At 61.7% G+C, this 22,190-nt stretch carries 22 protein-coding genes; 8 read left to right on the top strand and 14 right to left on the bottom strand.

Features of this window, described 5'->3' with window-relative positions; genetic code table 11:
- Nucleotides 1-160: 160 nt before the first annotated feature.
- The 3 genes from RLCC275e_RS17925 to RLCC275e_RS17915 form a co-directional block, all read right to left on the bottom strand.
- Nucleotides 161-1,144 (bottom strand): NAD-dependent epimerase/dehydratase family protein, encoded by a 984-nt coding sequence (locus tag RLCC275e_RS17925; protein ID WP_033179726.1) that lies wholly within the window; start codon nucleotides 1,142-1,144, stop codon nucleotides 161-163.
- Nucleotides 1,145-1,241: 97 nt separating this feature from the next.
- Nucleotides 1,242-1,778 (bottom strand): helix-turn-helix transcriptional regulator, encoded by a 537-nt coding sequence (locus RLCC275e_RS17920; protein WP_033179727.1) that lies wholly within the window; start codon nucleotides 1,776-1,778, stop codon nucleotides 1,242-1,244.
- Nucleotides 1,779-1,854: 76 nt separating this feature from the next.
- Nucleotides 1,855-2,187, bottom strand: a complete 333-nt coding sequence (locus RLCC275e_RS17915) for an ArsR/SmtB family transcription factor (protein ID WP_033179728.1) — start codon at nucleotides 2,185-2,187, stop codon at nucleotides 1,855-1,857.
- A gap of 69 nt (nucleotides 2,188-2,256) precedes the next feature.
- Here RLCC275e_RS17915 and RLCC275e_RS17910 point away from each other — a divergent pair, with 69 nt between their 5' ends.
- The 3 genes from RLCC275e_RS17910 to RLCC275e_RS17900 all read left to right on the top strand — a co-directional run bounded on the left by RLCC275e_RS17910 (nucleotide 2,257) and on the right by RLCC275e_RS17900 (nucleotide 6,225).
- Nucleotides 2,257-2,739: an SRPBCC domain-containing protein gene (locus RLCC275e_RS17910; RefSeq protein WP_033179729.1), complete on the top strand. Its 483-nt coding sequence runs from the start codon at nucleotides 2,257-2,259 to the stop codon at nucleotides 2,737-2,739.
- A gap of 136 nt (nucleotides 2,740-2,875) precedes the next feature.
- Nucleotides 2,876-3,907, top strand: coding sequence for a phosphogluconate dehydrogenase (NAD(+)-dependent, decarboxylating) (gnd, locus tag RLCC275e_RS17905; RefSeq protein WP_003552565.1), 1,032 nt, complete (start codon nucleotides 2,876-2,878; stop codon nucleotides 3,905-3,907).
- Between the two features lie 206 nt (nucleotides 3,908-4,113).
- Complete coding sequence (locus tag RLCC275e_RS17900; RefSeq protein WP_033179730.1) at nucleotides 4,114-6,225, top strand: mechanosensitive ion channel family protein; 2,112 nt, start codon at nucleotides 4,114-4,116, stop codon at nucleotides 6,223-6,225.
- Nucleotides 6,226-6,231: 6 nt separating this feature from the next.
- Here the strand turns inward: RLCC275e_RS17900 and RLCC275e_RS17895 are convergent, their stop codons facing one another.
- The gene (locus RLCC275e_RS17895) at nucleotides 6,232-6,609 is read right to left on the bottom strand and encodes a DoxX family protein (RefSeq protein WP_033179731.1); all 378 of its coding nucleotides are present in this window, start codon (nucleotides 6,607-6,609) and stop codon (nucleotides 6,232-6,234) included.
- Nucleotides 6,610-6,846: 237 nt separating this feature from the next.
- Between RLCC275e_RS17895 and mprF the strand changes: the two genes are divergently transcribed.
- Both mprF and RLCC275e_RS17885 read left to right on the top strand, forming a co-directional pair.
- A complete protein-coding gene (gene mprF / locus RLCC275e_RS17890) occupies nucleotides 6,847-9,450 on the top strand; it encodes a bifunctional lysylphosphatidylglycerol flippase/synthetase MprF (RefSeq protein ID WP_033179732.1) in 2,604 nt (867 codons plus the stop codon).
- Complete coding sequence (locus tag RLCC275e_RS17885; protein WP_033179733.1) at nucleotides 9,447-10,829, top strand: virulence factor family protein; 1,383 nt, start codon at nucleotides 9,447-9,449, stop codon at nucleotides 10,827-10,829. The genes mprF and RLCC275e_RS17885 overlap by 4 nt, the downstream gene beginning before the upstream one ends.
- 50 nt (nucleotides 10,830-10,879) lie before the next feature.
- On the opposite strand, the gene RLCC275e_RS17880 is transcribed toward RLCC275e_RS17885, so the two are convergent.
- From RLCC275e_RS17880 to ruvC, 8 genes are all read right to left on the bottom strand, one after another.
- Nucleotides 10,880-11,443: a DinB family protein gene (locus tag RLCC275e_RS17880; protein ID WP_033179734.1), complete on the bottom strand. Its 564-nt coding sequence runs from the start codon at nucleotides 11,441-11,443 to the stop codon at nucleotides 10,880-10,882.
- A 91-nt stretch (nucleotides 11,444-11,534) separates the two neighbouring features.
- A complete protein-coding gene (locus tag RLCC275e_RS17875) occupies nucleotides 11,535-12,047 on the bottom strand; it encodes an NUDIX hydrolase (protein ID WP_033179735.1) in 513 nt (170 codons plus the stop codon).
- A gap of 6 nt (nucleotides 12,048-12,053) precedes the next feature.
- Complete coding sequence (locus RLCC275e_RS17870) at nucleotides 12,054-12,956, bottom strand: metallophosphoesterase (RefSeq protein WP_033179736.1); 903 nt, start codon at nucleotides 12,954-12,956, stop codon at nucleotides 12,054-12,056.
- Entirely contained in the window at nucleotides 12,957-13,997 is a 1,041-nt protein-coding gene (gene ruvB, locus RLCC275e_RS17865) for a Holliday junction branch migration DNA helicase RuvB (RefSeq protein ID WP_003552548.1), read from the bottom strand.
- 83 nt (nucleotides 13,998-14,080) lie between these two features.
- Entirely contained in the window at nucleotides 14,081-14,695 is a 615-nt protein-coding gene (gene ruvA / locus RLCC275e_RS17860; protein WP_033179737.1) for a Holliday junction branch migration protein RuvA, read from the bottom strand.
- A 13-nt stretch (nucleotides 14,696-14,708) separates the two neighbouring features.
- Nucleotides 14,709-15,125 carry a type II toxin-antitoxin system VapC family toxin gene (locus RLCC275e_RS17855; RefSeq protein WP_017995094.1) on the bottom strand — a complete coding sequence of 139 codons (417 nt, stop codon included), beginning with the start codon at nucleotides 15,123-15,125 and terminating at the stop codon, nucleotides 14,709-14,711.
- Nucleotides 15,106-15,369, bottom strand: a complete 264-nt coding sequence (locus RLCC275e_RS17850; protein WP_003552542.1) for an AbrB/MazE/SpoVT family DNA-binding domain-containing protein — start codon at nucleotides 15,367-15,369, stop codon at nucleotides 15,106-15,108. Before RLCC275e_RS17850 ends, RLCC275e_RS17855 begins: the two co-directional genes overlap by 20 nt.
- A gap of 54 nt (nucleotides 15,370-15,423) precedes the next feature.
- Nucleotides 15,424-15,933 (bottom strand): crossover junction endodeoxyribonuclease RuvC, encoded by a 510-nt coding sequence (gene ruvC / locus RLCC275e_RS17845; RefSeq protein WP_033179738.1) that lies wholly within the window; start codon nucleotides 15,931-15,933, stop codon nucleotides 15,424-15,426.
- A gap of 244 nt (nucleotides 15,934-16,177) precedes the next feature.
- Here ruvC and RLCC275e_RS17840 point away from each other — a divergent pair, with 244 nt between their 5' ends.
- On the top strand, nucleotides 16,178-18,493 hold the full coding sequence (locus tag RLCC275e_RS17840; RefSeq protein WP_033179739.1) for a methyl-accepting chemotaxis protein: 2,316 nt from the start codon (nucleotides 16,178-16,180) through the stop codon (nucleotides 18,491-18,493).
- Between the two features lie 126 nt (nucleotides 18,494-18,619).
- Nucleotides 18,620-19,621: an LLM class flavin-dependent oxidoreductase gene (locus RLCC275e_RS17835; RefSeq protein ID WP_033179740.1), complete on the top strand. Its 1,002-nt coding sequence runs from the start codon at nucleotides 18,620-18,622 to the stop codon at nucleotides 19,619-19,621.
- Nucleotides 19,622-19,717: 96 nt separating this feature from the next.
- On the opposite strand, the gene RLCC275e_RS17830 is transcribed toward RLCC275e_RS17835, so the two are convergent.
- The gene (locus RLCC275e_RS17830; RefSeq protein ID WP_003552534.1) at nucleotides 19,718-20,464 is read right to left on the bottom strand and encodes a YebC/PmpR family DNA-binding transcriptional regulator; all 747 of its coding nucleotides are present in this window, start codon (nucleotides 20,462-20,464) and stop codon (nucleotides 19,718-19,720) included.
- A gap of 141 nt (nucleotides 20,465-20,605) precedes the next feature.
- On the opposite strand from RLCC275e_RS17830, the gene RLCC275e_RS17825 reads away from it, so the two are divergent.
- Nucleotides 20,606-21,109: a pyridoxamine 5'-phosphate oxidase family protein gene (locus tag RLCC275e_RS17825; RefSeq protein WP_018445919.1), complete on the top strand. Its 504-nt coding sequence runs from the start codon at nucleotides 20,606-20,608 to the stop codon at nucleotides 21,107-21,109.
- A 137-nt stretch (nucleotides 21,110-21,246) separates the two neighbouring features.
- Here the strand turns inward: RLCC275e_RS17825 and RLCC275e_RS17820 are convergent, their stop codons facing one another.
- Nucleotides 21,247-22,092 (bottom strand): MBL fold metallo-hydrolase, encoded by an 846-nt coding sequence (locus RLCC275e_RS17820; RefSeq protein WP_033179741.1) that lies wholly within the window; start codon nucleotides 22,090-22,092, stop codon nucleotides 21,247-21,249.
- Between the last annotated feature and the right edge of the window lie 98 nt (nucleotides 22,093-22,190).

Below are 22,190 nucleotides of genomic sequence, written 5' to 3'. Positions count from 1 at the left end.
TTCGATTCCCGATGGCACAACACGCCCTGGATTTCGTCGCCCCATATCCCCGGCAGACGGTCTATGACGGGATCATGATATCTGGATGACACTTCTCAGCGAAGGCGCCATGCTGGAGAGGAAGTCGGGCTTTCGCGTGTCCGCATTGCAGCTCGCTCCTCTATCCGACCGGGTAAGGTCCTTCGGCAAAGACCTCGTCGTGATAACCTTTGGAGCCGACATCCAACGCCAAAGGGCTTCGCCACTCCCTGTTGTCGCGCAGGCAATCGAGCACGAAACGGAAATTATATCGCGGCTGCCAGCCGAGTTCCCGTCTTGCGCGTTCGTTGACGTAGACGCGGTCGAGCGAAGGAAACATCTTCCAGCCGCGTGATGCGTAAAGAGCGCCTGCACCCGGAAACAGTTGTTCGACGACGGGAGGCGCGTCGCGCCGGATCGCGGCAAGATCAATTGCCGAAAACGGCGTCGTGGCGGAGATGATATAGCGGCCAAAGCCGATTGCCGGCGCCTTTTCCAGCGCCAGCAGATGGGCGCCGACCACATCGCTGATGTCCACGCGGCGGTGAAGAAGCTCGTTGGCCTGGGCATTCTCTGCCGAATAGCCGTTGCGAATGTCAGGATCGTCGTCATTTTCGGGAAAGAAACGCGACGTCCTGAGAATGGCGACCGGCAGGCCGGATTTGCGGGCGAAGAGTTCGCACAGGCCTTCGGCGGCGAGTTTCGTTACGCCGTAAATGTTTTTCGCGACGGGAAGTACGTCCTCGGTCACCCATGCCGCCGGTTCGCCGGCAGCCGGCGTCAATGCGGCACCGAAGGTGCTGGTGGTGCTGGTGAAGATGAAGCTTACAACGCCTGCGGCGACCGATTCTTCGAGCAGGTTCAGGGTGCCGGCGGCATTGGTGTCGAGGAAATCGTAATTGCCGTGGGTTGCCACATGCGGTTTGTGCAGCGTTGCGGCATGGATGACGTGGCGGATGCCTGACATTGCCCGGCGGACGAAGGCGCGATCACTGATCGAGCCGACCATGTCGGTAAAAACCGAGGGCTTGATATCGATGCCGCGCACCCAGCCGCTTTCCGCCCTCAGGGTTCGCATCAGCGCCTCGCCGAGATGGCCGGCACTTCCCGTTACCAATATCGTCATCACATCGTCTCCTGACCGTTCGGCGGCGGACGCTATAAAGACTAAGGTTTTCAGACAACGCATAAATTATGCAGGGGAATGCAGGAAAGCTGCAGGCTCAGCCGATGGTCGTGACGAGGCGGCCGGCGCTGCCATCGGAAAGCATGATCCGTTCCCAGATCACGCGGCCGGCGGCGATCGGCAGAAGCGCATTGCCGTTGGCGCCGGTATCGAGGATCAGCGACGAGAGCCTGCCCTCATGCCAGCCGCGCTCCTCCAGCGACTGCTCGGCGGCGGCGATTTCGGTGGAGGCGTAGGAGAACAGCGAACGGCCGAGAAAGGCGCCGAGCGGCGCCCGCCACTCCGTCTGCCGCGGGCGAGAGGCGGCGAGCAGCCGGTGGGTGCGGTCGCAGATCAGATGCACCGGCCGGACGGAATCCTCGACCAGCTGCTTCAGCGCCGCATCGACGACTGCATGTTGCGGTGAGCTGAAAATCCGTTCCAGCTTGGCCGCCTGTTCGGCCGACAGGGCGAGCTGATTACGCTCCCAGCGTGAGACCGTCGCCTGGTTGACGCCGAGGAGTTCGGCGAGATGTTCCTGCTTGATGCTGCGCAGCAGCCGCATGCGGCGTATGCCGGCGCCCGATATCGTCATCTGCCTGATCCCGTGCCGTTTTGGCCGGCATAGCGCTTCGGCTGGCCGGCAAGCAAGCTGTTGGGCGGCTGGATTATTATTCGGGCTGGCCCTCGAGGTCGCCTTTCAGCCGGTCGAGAATTGACAGGGAATGGCCGGCATAGGTGCTGATCCAGCGGTCATAGATGTGCTTGATCGGCAGGCTGTTCAGGTGGTTCCAGCGCTCGCGGCCTTCCTTCCTGGCGACGACCAGGTCGGCCTCCTCCAGTACCTTCAGATGCAGCATCACCGTACAGCGATCCATCTGCGGAAACATCTCGCAAAGGGTCCCTGTGGTTCGGGGGCCATCCTTCAGCAGATCGAGGATTTCGCGGCGGCGATGATGCGCCAGCGCCTTGAAAACGGGGTCGTCGGTTGATTCGCTTGACATGTTATGTTTTTATAACATAATGGCGCCAAGGACAATGGAACAGACACATTGGAGAAGAGGAGAAGTGTCATGTCTCTCGGAATCCGCATTTCCGGCCGTGTCGGCCGCCCCGTTGCAGAGGTGTTCGATGCCGTCGTCAACCCGAAGAAGCTCAGCAGCTATTTCACCTCGATCGGCGGAGCGAGCGCACCGCTCGTGAAGGGCACGACGGTGACCTGGTGGAAGGATGCGCCGGTCGAGGTGGTCGAACTGGTGCCGGAAAGCCGCATCGTGCTGCGCTGGGATGGCGGCACTGGCGAAGACGAGGCGAAGTACAAGACGCTGGTCGAGATGAACTTCAAGCCGCTGGAGGATGGCGGCACGCTGGTGACGATCGCCGAGACCGGCTGGCGCGAAGACGATGCCGGTCGGCGCGGCACCTATCTCAACTGCGAAGGCTGGACGCAGATGCTCTGCAGCATGAAGGCTTTCGTGGAATACGGCATCAATCTGCGCGAGGGCATGTTCCTTAGCGAAATGAAGGGAGAGCCGGCCAGCGCGCCTGATGTTTGACGAGTGCGTCGGTCTCAAGGAGATTGGCGGCGCAATCGTCGCATTCGCCAATATCAGCGAGACTTCGCTTGCCTGTCACACTGCGGGTGCTAATTTCCGGATTCGATACTTCATTTCGGTTTCCAGGAGATTCATTATGCAGCTTGGCATGGTTGGTTTGGGCCGCATGGGCAATTATATGGTCCAGCGCTTGATGCGAGGCGGTCACGAATGCGTCGTCTACGACGCCAGGCCGGAAAGCGTTGCCGAGCTCGCAGGCCTCGGTGCGATCGGCAGTGCTTCGCTCCAGGAATTTGTCTCGAAGCTCACCCATCCACGCGCCATCTGGCTGATGCTGCCAGCGGCGATCGTCGACAAGGTGCTGGCGAGCCTGGTGCCGCTGCTTGAGAATGGCGATATCGTCATTGACGGCGGAAACTCTTATTACCATGACGACATCCGCCGCGGCGCCGACCTTATCACCAAGGGCATCCACTATGTCGATGTCGGCACAAGCGGCGGCGTCTTCGGCCTCGAGCGCGGTTATTGCCTGATGATTGGCGGCGAGAAGGGCATCGTCGAACACCTTTCCCCGATCTTCGCGACGCTGGCGCCCGGTGTCGGCAAGACGGAAGCCTCGCCGAACCGGAGCGCCGAGGCGGCTGCGGCCAGCACCGCCGAGCAGGGTTACCTGCATTGCGGCCCGCATGGCGCCGGTCATTTCGTGAAGATGGTGCATAACGGCATCGAATACGGCCTGATGGCCGCCTATGCCGAAGGTATCAATATTCTGAAGCACGCCAATATCGGCGCCGCCTCGCACGAGGCCGATGCGGAGACCGCACCGCTCGCCCATCCGGAACATTTCCAATATGATTTCAACCTGCAGGATGTCGCCGAAGTCTGGCGCCGCGGCAGCGTCATCACCTCCTGGCTGCTCGATCTTACGGCCGATGCGCTGCATGCCGATCCCGCACTTTCGAAATATGCCGGCCGCGTCTCGGACAGCGGCGAAGGCCGCTGGACGATCATGGCGGCAATCGACGAAAGCGTGCCGACGCCGGTGCTGAGCGCTGCGCTCTACGGTCGCTTCTCCTCGCGCGACAATGACGAATTCGCCAACAAGGTGCTGTCGGCGATGCGCGCGGGCTTCGGCGGCCACGTGGAAAAACCGGCCGCGAAATCCTGAAGGCGAGCGACTTCACTCACCGTTCCGACAAAGCCGTCATTCTGAAATCGAGCGCGGCGTTTCGTTTCGAAGAGGCGGCGACGTTGACCTTTCCTAGCCATCAGTATGGTTTTCCTACTGCTTGCTGGCGGCAACGGTCGCGAGTATCCATTGCAAAATGTCGGCGCTGCTTTGCACAAGCGACCGACATTTCATTGGAGGCGGTCATGGAGCGTGGCATGGCAAGGGGCTTGAAGGCCGTCATATTCGGCATACTGGCATTGCTTGCGCTTTTTTCGGCGGTTTCGCCTGGCTTTTCCCAGACGCCGCCAGCGCAAATGCCGGCCGCGTCCGCCCCGCCGGCCGAGGTGCGTCAGATGATGGAGCTGATGCAGACTCCTCAGGTCAAACAATGGATGTCGACGCAAATGGCGGCAGCACCCGCGAGCGATTCGGCGGCCAGCGACCAGATGTCGGTGCTGTCAGGTCTGCTCCAGCACGCCCGCCGGCACGTCTCGATGGTCTCCGATGCGGCGATGACATTGCCCTCGCAGGTCGGCCATGCTTCTTCGCTGTTCTTCGGTGAAATCGCCGCCACCGGCTGGTCGCGCATGGTGGCGCAGTTTCTGGCGATTTTCCTGCTCGGCACCATCGTCGAGCGCATTGCCCGGTATGCCTTCCGCCGCCGCCGCCAGGCGGCGCAGATGGCGGGCATGCATCTCGCCCCGCGCGTCATCCCGGCGCTGATCTTCGCGATGGCGACGGCACTTGCTCTTCTCAGCGTCAGCTGGCCGCCGGTCAGCCAGAGCATAGCGATCGTTTGCGTTGTCGCGCTTGTGGTCCAGCGTTTCACGATTTGTCTCGGCGGCGTACTGGTCGATCTCATCGGGCTGGCGCGGATGGAGGAGGAACGGCAGGGTAACCCCGCTCCGATCATGCCGGTGCGTGCGGTTGCATTCTTCTGGTATCGGCGCTGTGCGACTTTCGTCATCTATTTCATTTTCGGCTGGGCGGTGATCCAGTCGATGGAGCCGCTCGGTTATTCTGCGAGCGTGCGGCTCCTCGTCGGCTATATCCTGGGCATCGGCCTGTTGTTGATCGCCATCGAGGCAGTCTGGTCGCGGCCGCACAAGGACGAGAAGCGTGGTCACGGGACCTCCTGGGCGCTCACCGTCTATTTCCTGTTGCTCTGGAGCCTCTGGGTCGCAGGCTTCAACTGGCTGCTCTGGCTCGGCATTTACGTGCTGCTGCTGCCGCGCGTGCTTGCCGTCTCGACGATTGCGGTAAAATCGCTGCAGCAGACCGAAGCGAGCTTCCTTGCCACGCGCCGCATTGCAGCCGTGCTGCTTGACCGTGGCGTGCGGGCGCTGATCATTGCCGTTGCCGCCATCTGGCTTGGGCATATGCTCGGCGTCGGTGCCGATACCATGGCCGCGGGCGAAACGATGATCGACAAGATCGCGCGCGGCGTGATCGGCGGCATCGTCATCCTGCTTGCCGCCGATCTGCTCTGGCATGTCATCAAGGCCTATATCGACGGCAAGCTGCTCGATTCATCCGTGGATGGCGGAGCAACGGATGAGGAGAAGGCCAAACGCGCGCGGATACAGACGCTCTTGCCGATCTTCCGCAATATCCTTGCCGTCGTCATTGTCGTCATCGCCGTTCTGATGGTGCTCTCCGGCCTCGGTATCGAAATCGGGCCGCTGATCGCCGGCGCCGGCGTCGTCGGCGTCGCGGTCGGTTTCGGCGCGCAGACGATCGTCAAAGACGTCATCAGCGGCATGTTCTATCTCTGGGACGATGCCTTCCGCATCGGCGAATACATCGAAAGCGGCAGCCACAAGGGTGTGGTCGAGGCCTTCAGCTTGCGCTCGGTGAAGCTCAGGCATCATCGCGGACCGCTGACGACGGTGCCGTTCGGTGAACTCGGCGCGGTGAAGAACCTCAATCGCGATTGGACGATCGACAAGATCAGCCTCAACGTCAAATACGACACCGATCTCGTCAAGGCGAAGAAGGTGATCAAGCAGATCGGCCAGACGCTGCTCGAAAATCCGGAATTCGGTCCTCATATCATCGAGACGCTGAAGATGAAGGGTGTTGAGCAGTTCGGCGAATTCGCGATCGAAATCCGGCTGTCGATGATGACGAAGCCCGGCGAGCAATTCGTCATCCGCCGCAATGCGCTGGCGATGATCCGCAATGCCTTCCAGGAAAACGGTATCGAATTCGCCGTGCCGACGGTGCAGGTGGCAGGCGATCGCGACGCGGAGGTGGATGCTGCCGTCGCGCGTTACGCCGCGCATGCACGGGCGAGCAGCGAGCCGGTGGCATGAACCGCTTCACATTGCGCCGGCTGCTGCGATCAGCAGGCCGCCGATGATTGCCATATTGGTTTTCCAGGTATTGATGGCGCTGTCGCGCGCCGTTCCCTGCATGTCCCAGAAATTCAGCAGCATGACGGTGGCCGCTAACGTGAAGACGATGAGACCGAATGCCGCTGCCGCGACAAAAAGGCCGAGCATCAGCAGGATGCCGGCGACGATCTGGAACATGCTGCCCAAGACCAGCACCCATTTCGCAAAAGGGAGGCCGCGGGCTTCGATCGCCTCGGTCAGCGGCACGATGACGAAAAAATGATGAACGCCGCCAGCGACATAGAGGCCGCCGAGCAGCAGGCGGCCGAGAGCAAGCATCACGAAGGCCGAACCATCCTGCATATCGAACCTTTCTCCCGCGTCTCAACTCTCCATCGAGCGCAAGGCTCTGCCGAAGCTTACGAAAATGCAATGTGCTGCGCCGCCCGCCTGCGCAAATTCGCCCCAATTGAGGATGATTGAGGCGCAGGCGGCGGGGCTGGGGTAGCGGCGGCATGGCTTCATAGAGCTTATATGCCTTTCATGTTACGTCATCTGAAATGATTCCCGCCAAGCTGGCAGTTGCAGCAGGGTACGAGAATGTCGGGGCACGGCAATTTGGAAGAGATTGAAGAAACGGACGGGTTTTCTTTTGGTGGGCTGTTCAGACGGTACAGAACGCCGCTGCTGGCGGCCGCATCACTGGTGGTCTTCTGCCTCGTCGGTTACGCGATTATGCAGCTCACCAACGAGGTGCGCTATGACGACGTCGTTAGTGCGCTCGCCGCCACCAGGCCGAGTTCGATCCTGCTTGCGTTGTTCTTCACGGCGCTCAGTTTCCTCGCACTGATCTTCTACGATCTCAACGCCATCGAATATATCGGCAAGAAGCTGCCCTTTCCGCATGTCGCGCTGACCGCGTTCAGCGCCTATGCCGTCGGCAATACCGCCGGCTTCGGCGCGCTTTCGGGCGGCGCGATCCGCTACCGCGCCTATACGCGTCTCGGGCTCTCGCCGGAGGATATCGGCCGCATCATCGCCTTCGTCACGTTGTCCTTCGGATTGGGGCTTGCGGGCGTCGCGGCGATCGCCCTCATCGTCATCGCCGACGAGATCGGCCCGCTCGTCGGCATCAGCCCCTTCCTTCTTCGGCTGATCGCCGGTTCGATCGTCGCCATTCTGGGCGCGGTGATGATCATCGGCCGTGACGGGCGCGTGCTCGATCTTGGCCCTGTGGCAATCCGCCTGCCGGATTCGCGTACCTGGTCGCGGCAGTTCCTGGTCACAGCCTTCGATATCGCCGCCTCGGCGTCGGTGCTCTATGTGCTGCTGCCGCAGACAGCCATCGGCTGGCCGGTCTTCCTCGCCGTCTATGCGATCGCCGTCGGTCTCGGCGTGCTCAGCCATGTTCCGGCCGGGCTCGGTGTGTTCGAGACCGTGATCATCGCCTCGCTCGGCAGCGCGGTGAACATCGATGCCGTGCTCGGATCGCTGGTGCTCTACCGGCTGGTCTACCATGTGTTGCCGCTGCTGATCGCTGTACTCGCGGTCTCGGCGGCGGAGCTGCGTCGTTTCGTCGACCATCCGGCCGCCTCCAGCATGCGGCGCATCGGCGGACGGCTGATGCCGCAGCTGCTGTCGGCTCTCGCGCTGCTGCTCGGCGTCATGCTGGTGTTTTCGAGCGTCACGCCTACGCCGGACCAGAACCTCGAATTCCTCTCCAACTATCTGCCGCTGCCGATGGTCGAAGGGGCGCATTTCCTCTCCAGCCTGCTGGGGTTGGCACTCGTCGTCGCCGCGCGCGGCCTCGGCCAGCGGCTCGACGGCGCCTGGTGGGTCGCCGTGTTCTCGGCGCTTGCCGCGCTGACCTTGTCGCTGCTGAAGGCGATCGCGCTTGTCGAAGCGGCTTTTCTTGCCTTCCTCATCTTCGGGCTCTTCGTCAGCCGCCGGCTCTTTACCCGCCAGGCCTCGCTGCTCAACCAGGCGCTGACGGCGTCCTGGCTGATGGCGATCGCCGTGATCGTCGTCGGGGCTGTCGTCATCCTGCTCTTCGTCTATCGCGACGTCGAATACAGCAACCAGCTCTGGTGGCAGTTCGAATTCACCGCCGAGGCGCCGCGCGGGCTGCGCGCCGTGCTCGGCATCACCATCATTTCGTCGGCGATCGCCGTCTTCAGCCTGCTCCGACCGGCGAGCTTCCGGCCGGAGCAGGCGACGGACGAGGCGCTGGCGCGTGCCGTCGAGATCGTCATGAAGCAGGGCAATGCCGATGCCAATCTTGTGCGCATGGGCGACAAGAGCATCATGTTCTCGGAAAACGGCGATGCCTTCATCATGTATGGCCGGCAGGGCCGCTCCTGGATCGCGCTGTTCGATCCGGTCGGCGACCATCGCGCCGTGCAGGAACTCGTCTGGCGTTTCGTCGAAGCGGCGCGCGCCGCCGGCTGCCGGGCCGTGTTCTATCAGATATCGCCGGCGCTGCTGTCCCATTGCGCCGATGCCGGCCTGCGCGCCTTCAAGCTCGGCGAACTGGCGGTGGCCGATCTCAGGACCTTCGAGATGAAGGGCGGCAAATGGGCGAACCTTCGCCAGACGGCAAGCCGCGCCCAGCGCGACGGGCTGGAATTCGCCGTCGTCGAACCGCAGGACGTGTCTTCGGTCATCGATGATCTTGCCGCGGTTTCGACGGCCTGGCTCGAGCATCACAATGCCAAGGAAAAGGGCTTCTCGCTCGGCGCGTTCGATTTCGATTATGTCTCCTCGCAGCCGGTCGGCATCCTGAAAAAGGACGGCAGGATCGTCGCCTTCGCCAATATCCTAGTGACCGAATCCAGACAGGAGGGCACGATCGATCTCATGCGCTTCTCGCCGGACGCGCCGAAGGGCTCGATGGACTTTCTCTTCGTGCAGATCATGGAATATCTGCGAGGGCAGGGTTTCACCCACTTCAATCTCGGCATGGCGCCTCTCTCCGGCATGTCGAAACGCGAGGCGGCGCCCGTCTGGGACCGCATCGGCAGCACCGTCTTCGAACACGGCGAGCGCTTCTATAACTTCAAAGGCCTTCGGGCATTCAAATCCAAGTTTCATCCGCACTGGCAACCGCGCTATCTTGCGGTCTCAGGAGGGGGCAATCCGATGATCGCGTTGATGGACGCGACATTTCTGATTGGGGGCGGATTGAAAGGGGTAGTGAGAAAATGATCAGAACAATCCTTCTTGCCACGGCATGCGCCTGCATGCTCGCGGCCGCACCGGCTGACGCCGCCGAAGAGACCACGCAGAGCTTCGAAACCGGGCTCATCCCGTCGCCGCACATCTTCCTGCCGGAAGGGGAGGTGAAGGGCACGGTGATGCTGATCTCGGATGCCGCCGGCTGGGGCGACTATGAGAAAGCCGAAGCCGACAGGTTGGTCGCCGAAGGCGCCGTCGTCATCGGCGTTGACTTTCCATCCTATATCCAGGCGCTCAGCCAGTATGACGTCAGCCTCAACGACGGCTGCGTCTACATGGTGTCCGACATCGAATCGCTGAGCCAGCAGGTGCAGCGCGCGACCGGCAACAACGCCTATCACCTGCCGATCGTCGCCGGTATCGGCGAGGGCGGGGCCTTAGCGCTGGCGATCGCCGCGCAAACGCCGGATGCGACGATCGGCCAGACACTTGCCGTTAATCCGGTCGCCGGCATTCCGCTTGCCAAGGAGCTTTGCACGCCGGCGTCCAAGCAAGTGGTCGGCGAACGCACCGTCTATGGCCTCAGCGACGGCGTGTTGCCGGACCCGATCGTTACCGTCTTCACGCCTGATGCCAACAAGGATGGTCGGGCGCATGCCGAGGCGCTGAAGAAGGCCCATGACGCGATCGAGATCCGCGATTCCACCGACGATGCGCAGACGGCGTTTGCCGATACGCTCGACGATCTCGTCACCGCCTCCGGCGCCTTCGGCAACCCGCTCGGCCTGCCGCTGGCTGTGCTCGAGGCAACGCCGGCCTTCGATACGATGGCGGTGATCTATTCCGGCGACGGCGGCTGGCGCGACATCGACAAGGAGGTCGGCGGCACGCTGCAGAAGGAAGGTATTCCGGTCGTCGGCGTCGATTCGCTCCACTATTTCTGGAAGGAGCGCAAGCCGGAGGAGACAGCCGCCGATCTTTCGAAGATCATCGATTTCTACCGTAAGCAGTGGAAGGTGAAGCATGTGCTGCTCATCGGTTATTCCTTCGGTGCCGATGTCGTGCCGGCTACTTACCAGCTCCTCAAGCCAGCCGAAAAGTCGGCGGTCGCACAATTGTCGCTGCTGTCACTTTCGCACGAAGTTGACTACGTCATCTCTGTTCTCGGCTGGCTCGGCCAGAAGACGGAAGGAGCGGGAGGCGATCCCGTCGGCGATCTGAAGAACATCGATCCGAAGCTCGTGCAATGCATCTACGGCAAGGACGACGATGACGATGTCGCCTGTCCGGCACTGAAGGATAGCGGCGCCGAGGTCATCGAACTGCCGGGCGATCATCACTTCGACGAGAATTACGACCTTCTCACGAAGACGATCATCGACGGCCTGAAGAGGCGGCTGCAGGATTAATGCGCAGCGCGTCCGATAGGACGCGCTAAGGACGCTTTAACACTTTGAAATCAGCGCATCAGCGTTTCTTCGCTCCAGCCGAGAGCGGGGAGTTCTGCGCCGCGAAACCGCGCATCGTCGGCAACGATGAATTCGTCGAGTTGCGGCGGAGCGACGCTGGTGCCGGAGAGCATCGCATGCACCTGTCCGCGATGATGGGTCTGATGCTGGAAGAGGTGGCCGAGCACGTCTTCCATCCGCTCTTCCTGGATGCGGGCGCCGCGATGGAGGCTGATTGTCGAGGTGAGCTTCTCCGGCGTTAGGGCCTCGCAAAGTGCCACCAGGCGCTGATCGACCTTCGCCTGCGCGTCTGCCAGCGAGGAAACGTCATGGAATGGTTCGTCGACCTCGAAGGCCTTGAGTCCGAGCGTGCCGCCTTCCAGGCCGTCGATATAGAACCAGTCGACGGTGATGGTGTGGTTCAAGGTTTCCTTGATCGAGGGGAAGAAGCTTGTGCGCGGCGCTTCGAATTCGCCGGGCTTCAATGTCGCGCAGGCCTGAAGCAGCCGGCGGTTGGCAAGGGCGTTGTTATAGGCAAGTTTGCGGAATGGCCTGACAGGATCGAAGGTCGGCATCGGCGCATCTCCTCTTTAAGCGCTTTTGGCTACAGCGCCGCGCGCCTTTTGAGGCACGCGGAGGACGCTGTAACACTTTGAATTGCTTGCGTCAGTCTTTGCCGTCGAGATCGCCGTCCCGCCAGACGAGATGACGTGGCGCAACGGGTAGGGTTTCGATTTCATCGGCGATGAAATAGGGCGGGATGTCGAGTGCGGTCAGGGCCTCCCGCGTCGCAAGCACCCATTTGAATTCGAGATGGTTGTCGCCGTCCTCGACCCGGTGGATGATCTCGCCCGGCTGGAAGGGGAATTCCGGCGGAATCTCCAACAGGTAATAAAGCCCGAGTTCATGCCAGTCGCGCTGTTCGTAGTGGAAAAAATTTTCGACGATCCAGAGCAGGCGATGGACGGTCACCTCAACGCCCAGTTCCTCGACCATCTCCCGTTTGAGCGTTTCCTCCGACGTCTCGCCGACTTCCGCCCTGCCGCCCGGAAAGGTCCAGAAGGGCTCATGCACGGCGCGATGAACGAGCACGTGGCCATCGCGAAAGCCGAGGCCGGCAATGCGATAGTTGAAACGCTCAGCGCCCGCATTCAGGCGGATGAGAGTGCGCTTGGCCATGCCATTCTATCCAAGATCGATGACGACAATTTCCGGCGGCACGCCGAAGCGCACCGGCGCGATGGAGCAGCCGAGGCCACCGGAGACGATGATATTACGCCCCTCCTCGATCATATGGCCATAGGCGTAGCGGTTGCCGTAGCGCGAGGGCACGATAGGCGAACGGCCGAGGAAACGGATCTGTCCGCCGTGCGTGTGGCCCGATAGCGTCAACGAGACGCGCTCCGGCACGCGCGGAAAGATATCTGGCTCATGAGCGAGCAGAATGACGGGCGCATCGTCCGTCACCTGAGCCATCGTTCCATCGAGATCGTCGAGGCCGAGCATCTGCGTGCGGCCCCACTTCCGGCCGGGCAGCAGCGCCAGCTGATCTTCGAGGCCTGCGAGCCAAAAGCCGCGGCCATCCTTTTCGAGCCGAACGGCGTGGTTGCCGTAGACCGGGATGCCGACGTCGGCGAGGGCTCGGTGTCCGAATGTTTCCATCCCGCCGTTCTTCTGAGCGGTCCTGTCCTCCCACCAATCGTGGTTGCCCATGATCGCATGGACGCCGAGAGGGGCCTGCAAGGTAGAGAGCGCCTTCGACCATTGGCTCGAATGCACGTATTGCGTCACCATGTTCATGCCGGCCGCGTAATCGCCGAGCAGGACGGTGACGTCGCCTTCGAGTTCATTCGCCCTGTGGCAGATCGCGGCAATACGGCCTGCCGACATCCAGGGTTCACAGGCATGGAGATCGGCGAGCGCGACGACGCGCAGCTTGAGCCCTGGCGTCCAGCCCGGCGGCGTCAGCTGGTAGCGGGTGATGGAGAGACGCGCGAGCGGTTCATAAGCAAAGGCATAACCACCGAGCGACATGACGCCTGCGACACTGCCGCCGAGAACCTTGAAAAATCCGCGGCGGGTGATCACTCAATTGTCCTCCTGGAACAGCCGGAACTGCGCAGCCTCCATATCCTTAGGTGGTTGCATTCCCAGATGTTTCCACGCGATTGCGGTCAGGACACGGCCGCGTGGCGTGCGCTGAATGAAACCCTGCTGGATCATGTAGGGCTCGATGATGTCCTCGATCGCGTCGCGCGGCTCGGAAAGGCCGGCGGCAATGGTTTCGATGCCGACCGGGCCGCCGCCGAAATTGACCGCGATCATATTGAGGTAACGTTTGTCGAGCTGGTCGAAGCCGACATTGTCGACCAGCAGGCGGGTCAGCGCCTCGTCGGCGATCTCGCGGGTGACGGCCTCCGCCCTTGCCACCTCGGCAAAGTCGCGCACGCGCCGCAACAGCCGGCCGGCGATGCGCGGAGTGCCACGGGCACGTCTTGCGATCTCGCGGGCGCCCTCCTCAGTGATCGGCAGGTTCATCAGCCGCGCGCCACGGCGCACGATCAGTTCCAGCTCCTCGACGGTGTAGAAGCTCAGGCGCACCGGAATGCCAAAGCGGTCGCGCAGCGGCGTCGTCAACAGGCCGAGGCGGGTGGTGGCCGCCACCAGTGTGAATTTCGACAAGTCGATCTTCACCGAGCGAGCCGCAGGGCCTTCCCCGATGATGAGGTCGAGCTGGAAATCTTCCATGGCCGGATAGAGGATTTCCTCGACGGCGGGGTTGAGGCGATGGATCTCGTCGATGAAGAGCACGTCGCGCTCCTCGAGATTGGTGAGCAGGGCAGCGAGATCGCCGGCCTTGGCGATCACCGGGCCCGACGTCGAGCGGAAGTTGACGCCGAGCTCTTTGGCCATGATCTGCGCCAGCGTCGTCTTGCCAAGGCCCGGCGGACCGACGAAGAGCACATGGTCCAGCGCTTCGCCGCGGTTTTTCGCCGCCTCGATGAAGACCTTGAGATTGGCGCGCGCTTCCGCCTGGCCGGTGAACTCGTCCAGCGATTGCGGGCGCAACGTGATATCAAGGTCTTCGCCCCGCTTTTCCGGCGATATCAGGCGGGCGGGTTCGCTCATGCTCTCATTCCGTTTTCAATCCTGTCACACCAATACACCAAAAAACGGCTGCCTCGACATCCCATCATCGGTTTTGCGGCTTTTCACCGCGCCAGTTCCTTCAATCCCAGCCTGATCAGCTTGGCGCTGTCGGCGTGATCACCCGCTGTCTTCATTGCCGCGGCAACCGCATTGGCGGCCTGGTCGCGGGAATAGCCGAGGTTGGTCAATGCAGATACCGCGTCGGCGACCGGGGCGGCCGCGACGCCTTCGCCGAGTTCCTGCTTGAGAGCGATATTGATCGCTTCGCCGGCAAAGGCAGGCGCCCGGTTCTTGAGTTCGGTGACGAGGCGCATCGCCACCTTGGGACCGACGCCCGGCGCACGGGAGACTGCGGTGCGATCCTGCAGGGCGATCGCATTGGCAAGTTCGCCTGGGGTCAGCGTCGAGAGCACGGCGAGCGCCACCTTGGCGCCGACGCCTTGAACGCTCTGGAGCAGGTTGAACCATTCCCGCTCCAGCGCGGTCATGAAACCGAAGAGCTTCAGCTGGTCCTCGCGCACATAGGTTTCGATAAACAGCACGCAGGCCTCACCAGTCGAGCCAAGCTTCGACAGGGTGCGGGCCGAGCAATGGGCGACGTAGCAGACGCCGTGTACATCGACGAGCACATAGTCTTCGCCGATCTCGTCTATGGTGCCTTTCAGCTTGCCGATCATGGGTCGCGGTCTCTCAAGGATGCGTTTCGGGAGAAATGATGTCCAATTCAGGGAAATAGGAGCGGTAGCGCGCGCCATCGCGCGTCAGAAGGCGGTGCGATCGAACGAGGGCGTGCGCCCCGATGAAAAAATCCGGCAGGGTGCGATCGCGCAGGCCGCCGCTTCTCCGGTACTGCGCGTGGGCCATGCCGGCCCGGTACGCGGCGGGAAACGGCAGGGCCTCGCGGATCAGGTTCAGTCGCGACAGGAGAAATGCGAGGGTTTCCTCGCGCGGGGTCATGCTTGCCAACTCCGCCCAGACGACCGGTGTCATGATGAATTGCGAATCCGGGCGCAATATGCTCAACGCCCGCGCGGACCATTCCCTGAAAGGATTATCCGGCCCGAAAATATCGATGAAGATGTTCGTATCAACGAGGACTGAGGTCATCACGTGGTCCCCTCAACCATTCCATGAACTCATCGGTCGTCATGCCGCTGGTGTCGAGGGTCCCGCTCATACTGCCGAGCCAGGACTCAAAATCGTCCTGTGATGGCTCTATCCTGCTGGATAGGACAACGAGGCGGGCACCCTTTTCATCGGCAACGAAATCCACCTCGGATCCGGGGCCGATCTTCAAACGGTCTCGGATGTCCTTGGGAATGGTCACCTGGCCTTTTTCCGTCACGCGCATGGTAATACCTCCGAGGTATTACTTATCATCGAATGGGAACAAGTCAAGAACAGATTAGCCGGCCAGCGCCTGCCGCATCCGGTTGCTGCCGCGATTATGCGCATGGCAGATGGCGATCGCCAGGGCGTCGGCGGCGTCGTTGCCCTTGAATTCGGCCTTCGGCATCAGGATCTTCAGCATCATGTGGATCTGCTGCTTTTCGCCGTGGCCGACGCCGATGACTGCCTTCTTCACGGCGTTCGGGGCATATTCGGAGACCGGCAGCCCGGCGCGCGCCGGCACCAGCATGGCGATGCCGCGGGCCTGGCCAAGCTTCAGGGTCGCCACCGCATCCTTGTTGACGAAGGTTTGTTCGACGGCGGCCTCATCCGGCTTGTAGCTGTGGACGATTTCCGCCAGGCCGTCGTGCAACTGGCAAAGGCGGGAGGCAAGGTCCATGTCGCCATCGGAGGTCACGGTTCCGGATGCCACAAACCGCAGCGAATTGCCTGATGTCTCGATGATTCCCCAGCCGGTGCGGCGAAGCCCGGGATCGATGCCGACGATGCGAATCGTATTTTGCATGGTTCAACCTATAGCGATTACGAATTAACTGCCACCGACATGTGAACAAAACAAAAACATTCCTGGATTTCGGCCCCGCCATTTACCGCGAATTAAAACAGATGCCTGAATTCTAGTCATCGAATACGAGAGGGGCTTCTTTTCGCGAAGATTTAGGTCCCCGATGTTCTGTTTACAGGTCAGTTGATCAGGCATGCGCAGCGTGCCCGCGCTGGCAGGCGCGTTCAGAAGGGGTTCGTCGTACATGGCTCGGAGATTTCAGTCCCTGTCCTTCAAGGTCATCGTCACATTCATTCTGATGACCTTGCTGTCGATTGCGGTCATCGATGTGCTTGCCTATTTCGCCAGCAGCCGCATTTCCGACGAGCAGGCGCTGAAGGCTAAGGAAAGTGTGCTGATTTTTCGCGGCGACATGCTGCAGGACCAACTGACGCAGCTTGAAAACCAGGCCAATTCCATCGCGCGCATTGAGGCGCTGCAGATGTCGATCACCAATCTGAAGAGCGGCTGGAAGACCATCGAGAAGACCGCGGGCGATGCCCGTGCCGAGCTGAAGAAGGTTTTCATAGCGAGCAACCCCAACCCCGCCGACCACCGCGAGAAGCTCATCAAGCCGGAAGGGCCGAGCGGCTTTTATTATTCGAGCCACGAAAAGACGCAGGGCGAAGTCGCCCGCGACCTCGAGGATACGGCCTTCAGCGATCTGCTGATTGTCGATCTCGAGGGTACCGTACTCTATTCCTACAAGAAGGAAGATGATTTCGCCGAAAATCTGAAGTCGGACGCCTGGAAGGCGACCGGCGCCGGCATCGCTTTCGCCAAGGCGATCGAGAATACCGCCAAGGCGACCGATGACGCCGCGCCGACAGGCTTTTCCGGCCTTCGCGTCGATGCCGGCAGTGGCAAGTCGGCGATCTTCTATGCCGTGCCGATCGTTAAGCTTGGGGCGGCCAAGGGCATCATTCTCTTTAAGGTGCGCGACGAGATCGTCGCCGGCATCCTCGCCAAGGGCATCGTCCAGGGTAGCACGGCGCGGGCGGCGATCGTCTCCGGCGATGGCTCCGCCGTCGGTCTCGACGCGAGCGGCAAGCTTGCGACGCTCGACGCGACACCCTTCACCTTCGTCAAGAACGCGCTTGCCAGTTCGGCGATGACGGTTGCCGATTTCAGCCGGGCAGATGGCGCGGCCCGCGCCTATGTCCGCGGCATCGACTATCGCGGCGACCGCTTCCTCGTGGTCGAGAGCGTGCTTCTGAGCGACCTCAATGCCGGCTCGATCGAGATCGCCACCCTGCTGACGATGATCGGCATCGGCGTGCTCGTCGTCATGGCGCTTGCCACCGGGTTCGTCACCAATTTGCTGTTTTCGCCGCTTGCGCGGCTTGCCGGCGTCACCCGCGATGTCGCCGATGGCAAGCTCGACAGCGAGATCGACAGCCTGAACCGCAAGGATGAAATCGGCACGATGGCCAACGCGCTCGACCGCTTCCGCCACTCGCTGATCGAAAGCCGCGAGCTCGAAGCTGCCAGCGAAGAGACGCGTTTGCAGGCCGAGCACGACCGCCAGCAGAATCTGGCCGAGCGTGAGGCCGAGGCGAAGACGCTGCAGCAGGTGGTCGAGGCGATTGACGAGGGCCTGCATCATCTGGCGAACGGCGATCTCGCCTATCAGATCGATACCCGCTTCCCGAACGAGCTTGAAAGCCTGCGCGTCAATTTCAACGAGGCGCTGGCGACGCTCAGCGAAACCATGACGGCGATCGGCGGTAACTCGATGGCGGTGCGCGCCGGCTCCGAGGAGATGCGCACCGGTGCCGACGAACTTGCCGGGCGCACCGAGCGCCAGGCCGGCTCGATCACCGAGACCGCGAATGCGATCAGCGCCATCACCCAGTCGGTCCGCCAGCAGATCGCGCGGGCCGAACAGGCCGAGCGCATCGCCCGCGACGCCAAGAAGGAGACGACCGGCTCCGGCCAGATCATGCGCGAGACGATCGCGGCGATGGAGGCAATCCAGGCCTCCTCGCGCCAGATCAACACGATCATCTCGGTCATCGACGACATCGCCTTCCAGACCAACCTCCTGGCGCTCAATGCCGGTGTCGAGGCAGCGCGCGCCGGTGAATCCGGCAAGGGCTTCGCCGTCGTCGCCATGGAAGTGCGTGAGCTTGCCCAGCGTTCGTCGAGTGCGGCCAAGGAGATCTCCAGCCTGCTGCAGAAATCGACGCATGAGGTCGAAAGCGGCGTTACGCTTGTGGAAAAAGCGGGTGTCGCCCTGACGGGCATCGGCGCCCATGTCGAGGCGATCAACGGGCAGATCAACGAGATCATGAGTGCGACCCGCGAGGAGGCCAATACGCTGCGCGAGATCAATAGCGCCGTTGCCGAACTCGACGCGATGACGCAGCAGAACGCCTCGATGGTCGAAGAGACGACGGCGGCGATCCACCGGCTGGCGACGGAAGCCCTGGAAATGGACCGCCAGCTCGGCAATTTCACGCTGCCGCCCGGCCACCACCAGCCGAGCGCCGAGGTGCATGTGCTGCGCCGTCATCGGTAAATTATCGATTCTAACATTGCAGAAGGGTCGCGCTCGCGCGGCTCTTTTTGTTTGCGCGCATGGTTTGGAATGGTGCGGGCGCGAACCTACATAGACGGCATCGTTCAACTGCCCGGCAGGTTTCCCATGGTTCCCTTCTCCATACTCGACCTTTCCCCCGTTGCCGAAGGCAGCACCGTGCGCCAGTCCCTCGATGGCTCGGCGCGCATGGCTGTGAAGGCCGAGGAATTCGGTTACAAGCGCTTCTGGCTTGCCGAACATCACGGCATGCCGGGGATCGCCAGCGCTGCCACCGCCGTTGTTATCGGTCATGTCGGGGCTGCGACAAAGCGCATCCGCATCGGCTCCGGCGGCATCATGCTGCCCAACCATTCGCCGCTGGTCATCGCCGAGCAGTTCGGCACGCTGGAGGCGCTCTTCCCCGGCCGCATCGATCTCGGCCTCGGGCGAGCGCCGGGAACGGATATGCGCACGGCACAGGCGCTGCGGCGCAATCTCGAGGCCGGTGCAAACAGCTTCCCGAACGACGTGGTGGAACTGCAGCAACTCCTCGATACGCCGGTCGAGAACCAGGCGATCCTCGCGGTTCCCGGTTATGGCTCGCATATCCCGATCTGGCTACTCGGCTCCAGTCTCTATAGCGCTCAGCTCGCCGGCATGCTTGGGCTTCCCTATGCCTTCGCCTCGCATTTCGCCCCCGACATGCTGCTCGATGCGATCGCGATCTACCGTGACCGCTTCCAGCCCTCGGCGACGCTCGACAAGCCGCATGTGATGGTCGGCGTGATGGGCGCGGTGGCGGCGACGGACGAGGAGGCACGCTATCATTTCACCTCTGCCCAGCAGCAGTTCGTTAATCTGCGCCGCAATGTCCGCGGCCCGTTTCCGCGTCCGGTGGCCGATATGGGGGACTTCTGGTCGCCGATGGAGAAGATGAATGTCGAACACACGCTCCGTTATGCCGTGGTCGGCTCGCCGAAGACGGCCGAGGCGAAACTGACGGAGTTTCTACAGGAAACGCAGGCCGACGAGGTGATCATCTCGATGCCGATCCACGACATCGAGGCGCGGCTGACATCGGTGGAACTTTTCGCGGGGCTGGGAAATTTCATGCGAGCCGCCGCGTAGGGCAGGGCGCGCGCGAGGGGGCACTCTGACGGCGCCACCTTTCCGGCAAGAAAAAACCCGGCATTGCAGCCGGGTTTTGACACCTGCCTGAGGGGATCAGGCCGAGAGCTTCGCCAGCACTTCTTCCGAGACTTCGAAGTTGGAATAGACGTTCTGCACGTCGTCATCGTCTTCCAGGCTGTCGATGAGTTTTAGCAGTGACTGGGCTTTTTCCTCGTCTACCGGCACGTTGTTCTGGGCACGCCAGACGGCCTTGACGGTTTCGGCTTCGCCGAGGCTCGATTCCAGCGCTTTCGCCACTTCGCCGAGGGCTTCGAAGCCGCAGGTGATGTAGTGGCCATCTTCGTCGGTCTCGACGTCATCGGCGCCGGCTTCGATCGCGGCTTCCATCACCTTGTCGGCATCGCCGACGGAAAGCTTGTAGGTGATTTCGCCGACATGGTCGAAGGAGAAGGAAACGGAACCGGTTTCGCCAAGAGCGCCGCCGGCCTTGGTGAAGCTCGAGCGAACGTTGGAGGCGGTGCGGTTGCGGTTGTCGGTCAGGGCCTCGACGATGATTGCCGTGCCGCCGGGGCCGTAGCCCTCATAGCGGACTTCATCGTAATTTTCGCCGTCGGCGCCGGCTGCCTTCTTGATGGCGCGGTCGATATTGTCCTTCGGCATGGACTGGGCCTTGGCGTTCTGGATCGCCAGGCGAAGGCGGGCGTTCATCGTCGGGTCGGGCAGGCCGGCCTTGGCGGCAACGGTGATTTCGCGCGCAAGCTTGGAGAACATTTTCGACCGCACGGCATCCTGACGGCCTTTGCGGTGCATGATGTTTTTAAACTGTGAATGGCCAGCCATGGCACCCCTGTTCACGTCTCATTGTTCGGAATGGGCCGCCTTATAAGAGCGAAACGGCACCCGTTCAAGGAAAAAGCAGTTCGGAACAAAGGCGAGGGGATGACGTTTCAACCGAACTCCATCCAACGGAAAGGAACGATCATGGCAAGTCTCAGCGAGGCGCAGGAACATCCAGCACGCCAACTCTGGGATCAGGTCAACGATGTTCATGCCGGTATGCTCGGAATTTCCGGACTGGACATGCACATGCAGCCGATGGCGCCGCATGCCGATCCCACCACCAACACCATCTGGTTCTACACCAAAACCGACGCCGACATCGTGCGCGCCATCAAGCCCGGTAGCCGCGCGCATTTCTGCGTTGTCGGCAAGGATCACGACTATCACGCCTGCCTCGCCGGTGTGATCGAGGTGCATCCTGACCCCTCCAAGATCGAGGAATATTGGAGCTCGATCGTCGCGGCCTGGTATGACGGCGGCAAGAAGGACCCCAAGCTCACCATGCTGTCCCTCCATGTCGACGATGCCGAGATCTGGGTTTCCACAGGCAACAAGCTGAAGTTCGGCTGGGAGATCGCCAAAGCCAATCTCGACGACGACAAGATGCCGGATGTCGGCATCAAGCGTCACCTGCAGTTCGCTTGACGTGCAGTGCTCCTGCATAATTCCTTAAATCGGAATCGATTTAAGGATAAAATTACGCAGGAATTCAAAGTGCTACAGCGTCCTTTGCGCGTCTGAAAAGACGCGCGGCGCTGTAGAAGGAAAACCGCCGGGCCTTTTTACCGCACACCCTTCAGCACATAGATCAGCGGCTTTTTCGGCAGAGTGCGCATGGAGACGGTGATACTGTCATCGGGCGCATTGGCGACGTCGAAATCCTTGCCGAACATCGAGACGAAGGCTTCAACTGGCGGGCCGCGTCGGTGCATCGGCAGGATCAACGACGAGCGTAGCCGCTTGATGACGCGGCTCATGCTGTCGGCGCCCATGGTCAGGCCGCCATCGACCGGGACCATGACCACGTCGAGGCGGCCGATCTCGGTATAATGGGCATCCGTCAGCTCGTAATGCAGGTGGCCGAGATGGCCGATGCATAGGCCGGCAATCTCGAAGATGAAGATGGAGTTGCCGTTCTCATGCGCGCCGCCGAGACCGTAGCTGAAGCGGATATCCGTCGTAACGTTGCGGATATAGGCATCGCCGACGACGAGATTGATGTTGGCCTTCTCGCCCGGAATGTCGCTCCACCCGTGCAGCACATGCTTGATGCCGGGATCGGGGGTCAGCGTATAATGGGTCGTGTGCGCTTTGTTCATGGTCACGACATCGGGCGGCGTTGCCGGCCTGTACCAGCCATTATAGTCGGTTGCGATGACGATGCCTGATGGCGTTTCGATCTCGAAGGTGGAGTGGCCGAGGAAGGTCAGTTTGACGTCCTCGCCCTCGGAGACGGCAGGCACTAGCGGCGAGGCGCCTGAAAAACTTGCGAAGGTCGCCTTGGGGATGGTTTGCGCGATCGCCTGGCACTGGCTGACCGGTGGCCGCTGCTCTTGTGCCCCGGCAAGATTCGGCGCCGCCAAGGCCGCAAGGCATGCGATAGCGAGGACAAGATATCGCGGCTTCATGCCACCCCTCCGGCGCTCTATCACCTTCAACCGGCGCATAACCCCGAAAATCGATTTCGATTTTCGGGGTTATGCGCGAGTTGCGGAGAGGATGCGGC

Origin of the sequence: Rhizobium brockwellii (assembly GCF_000769405.2) — a bacterium.
Lineage (GTDB): Bacteria > Pseudomonadota > Alphaproteobacteria > Rhizobiales > Rhizobiaceae > Rhizobium > Rhizobium brockwellii.
Note: the sequence above shows the minus strand (reverse complement) of the source record. Positions and strands in the feature narration are given on the sequence as shown.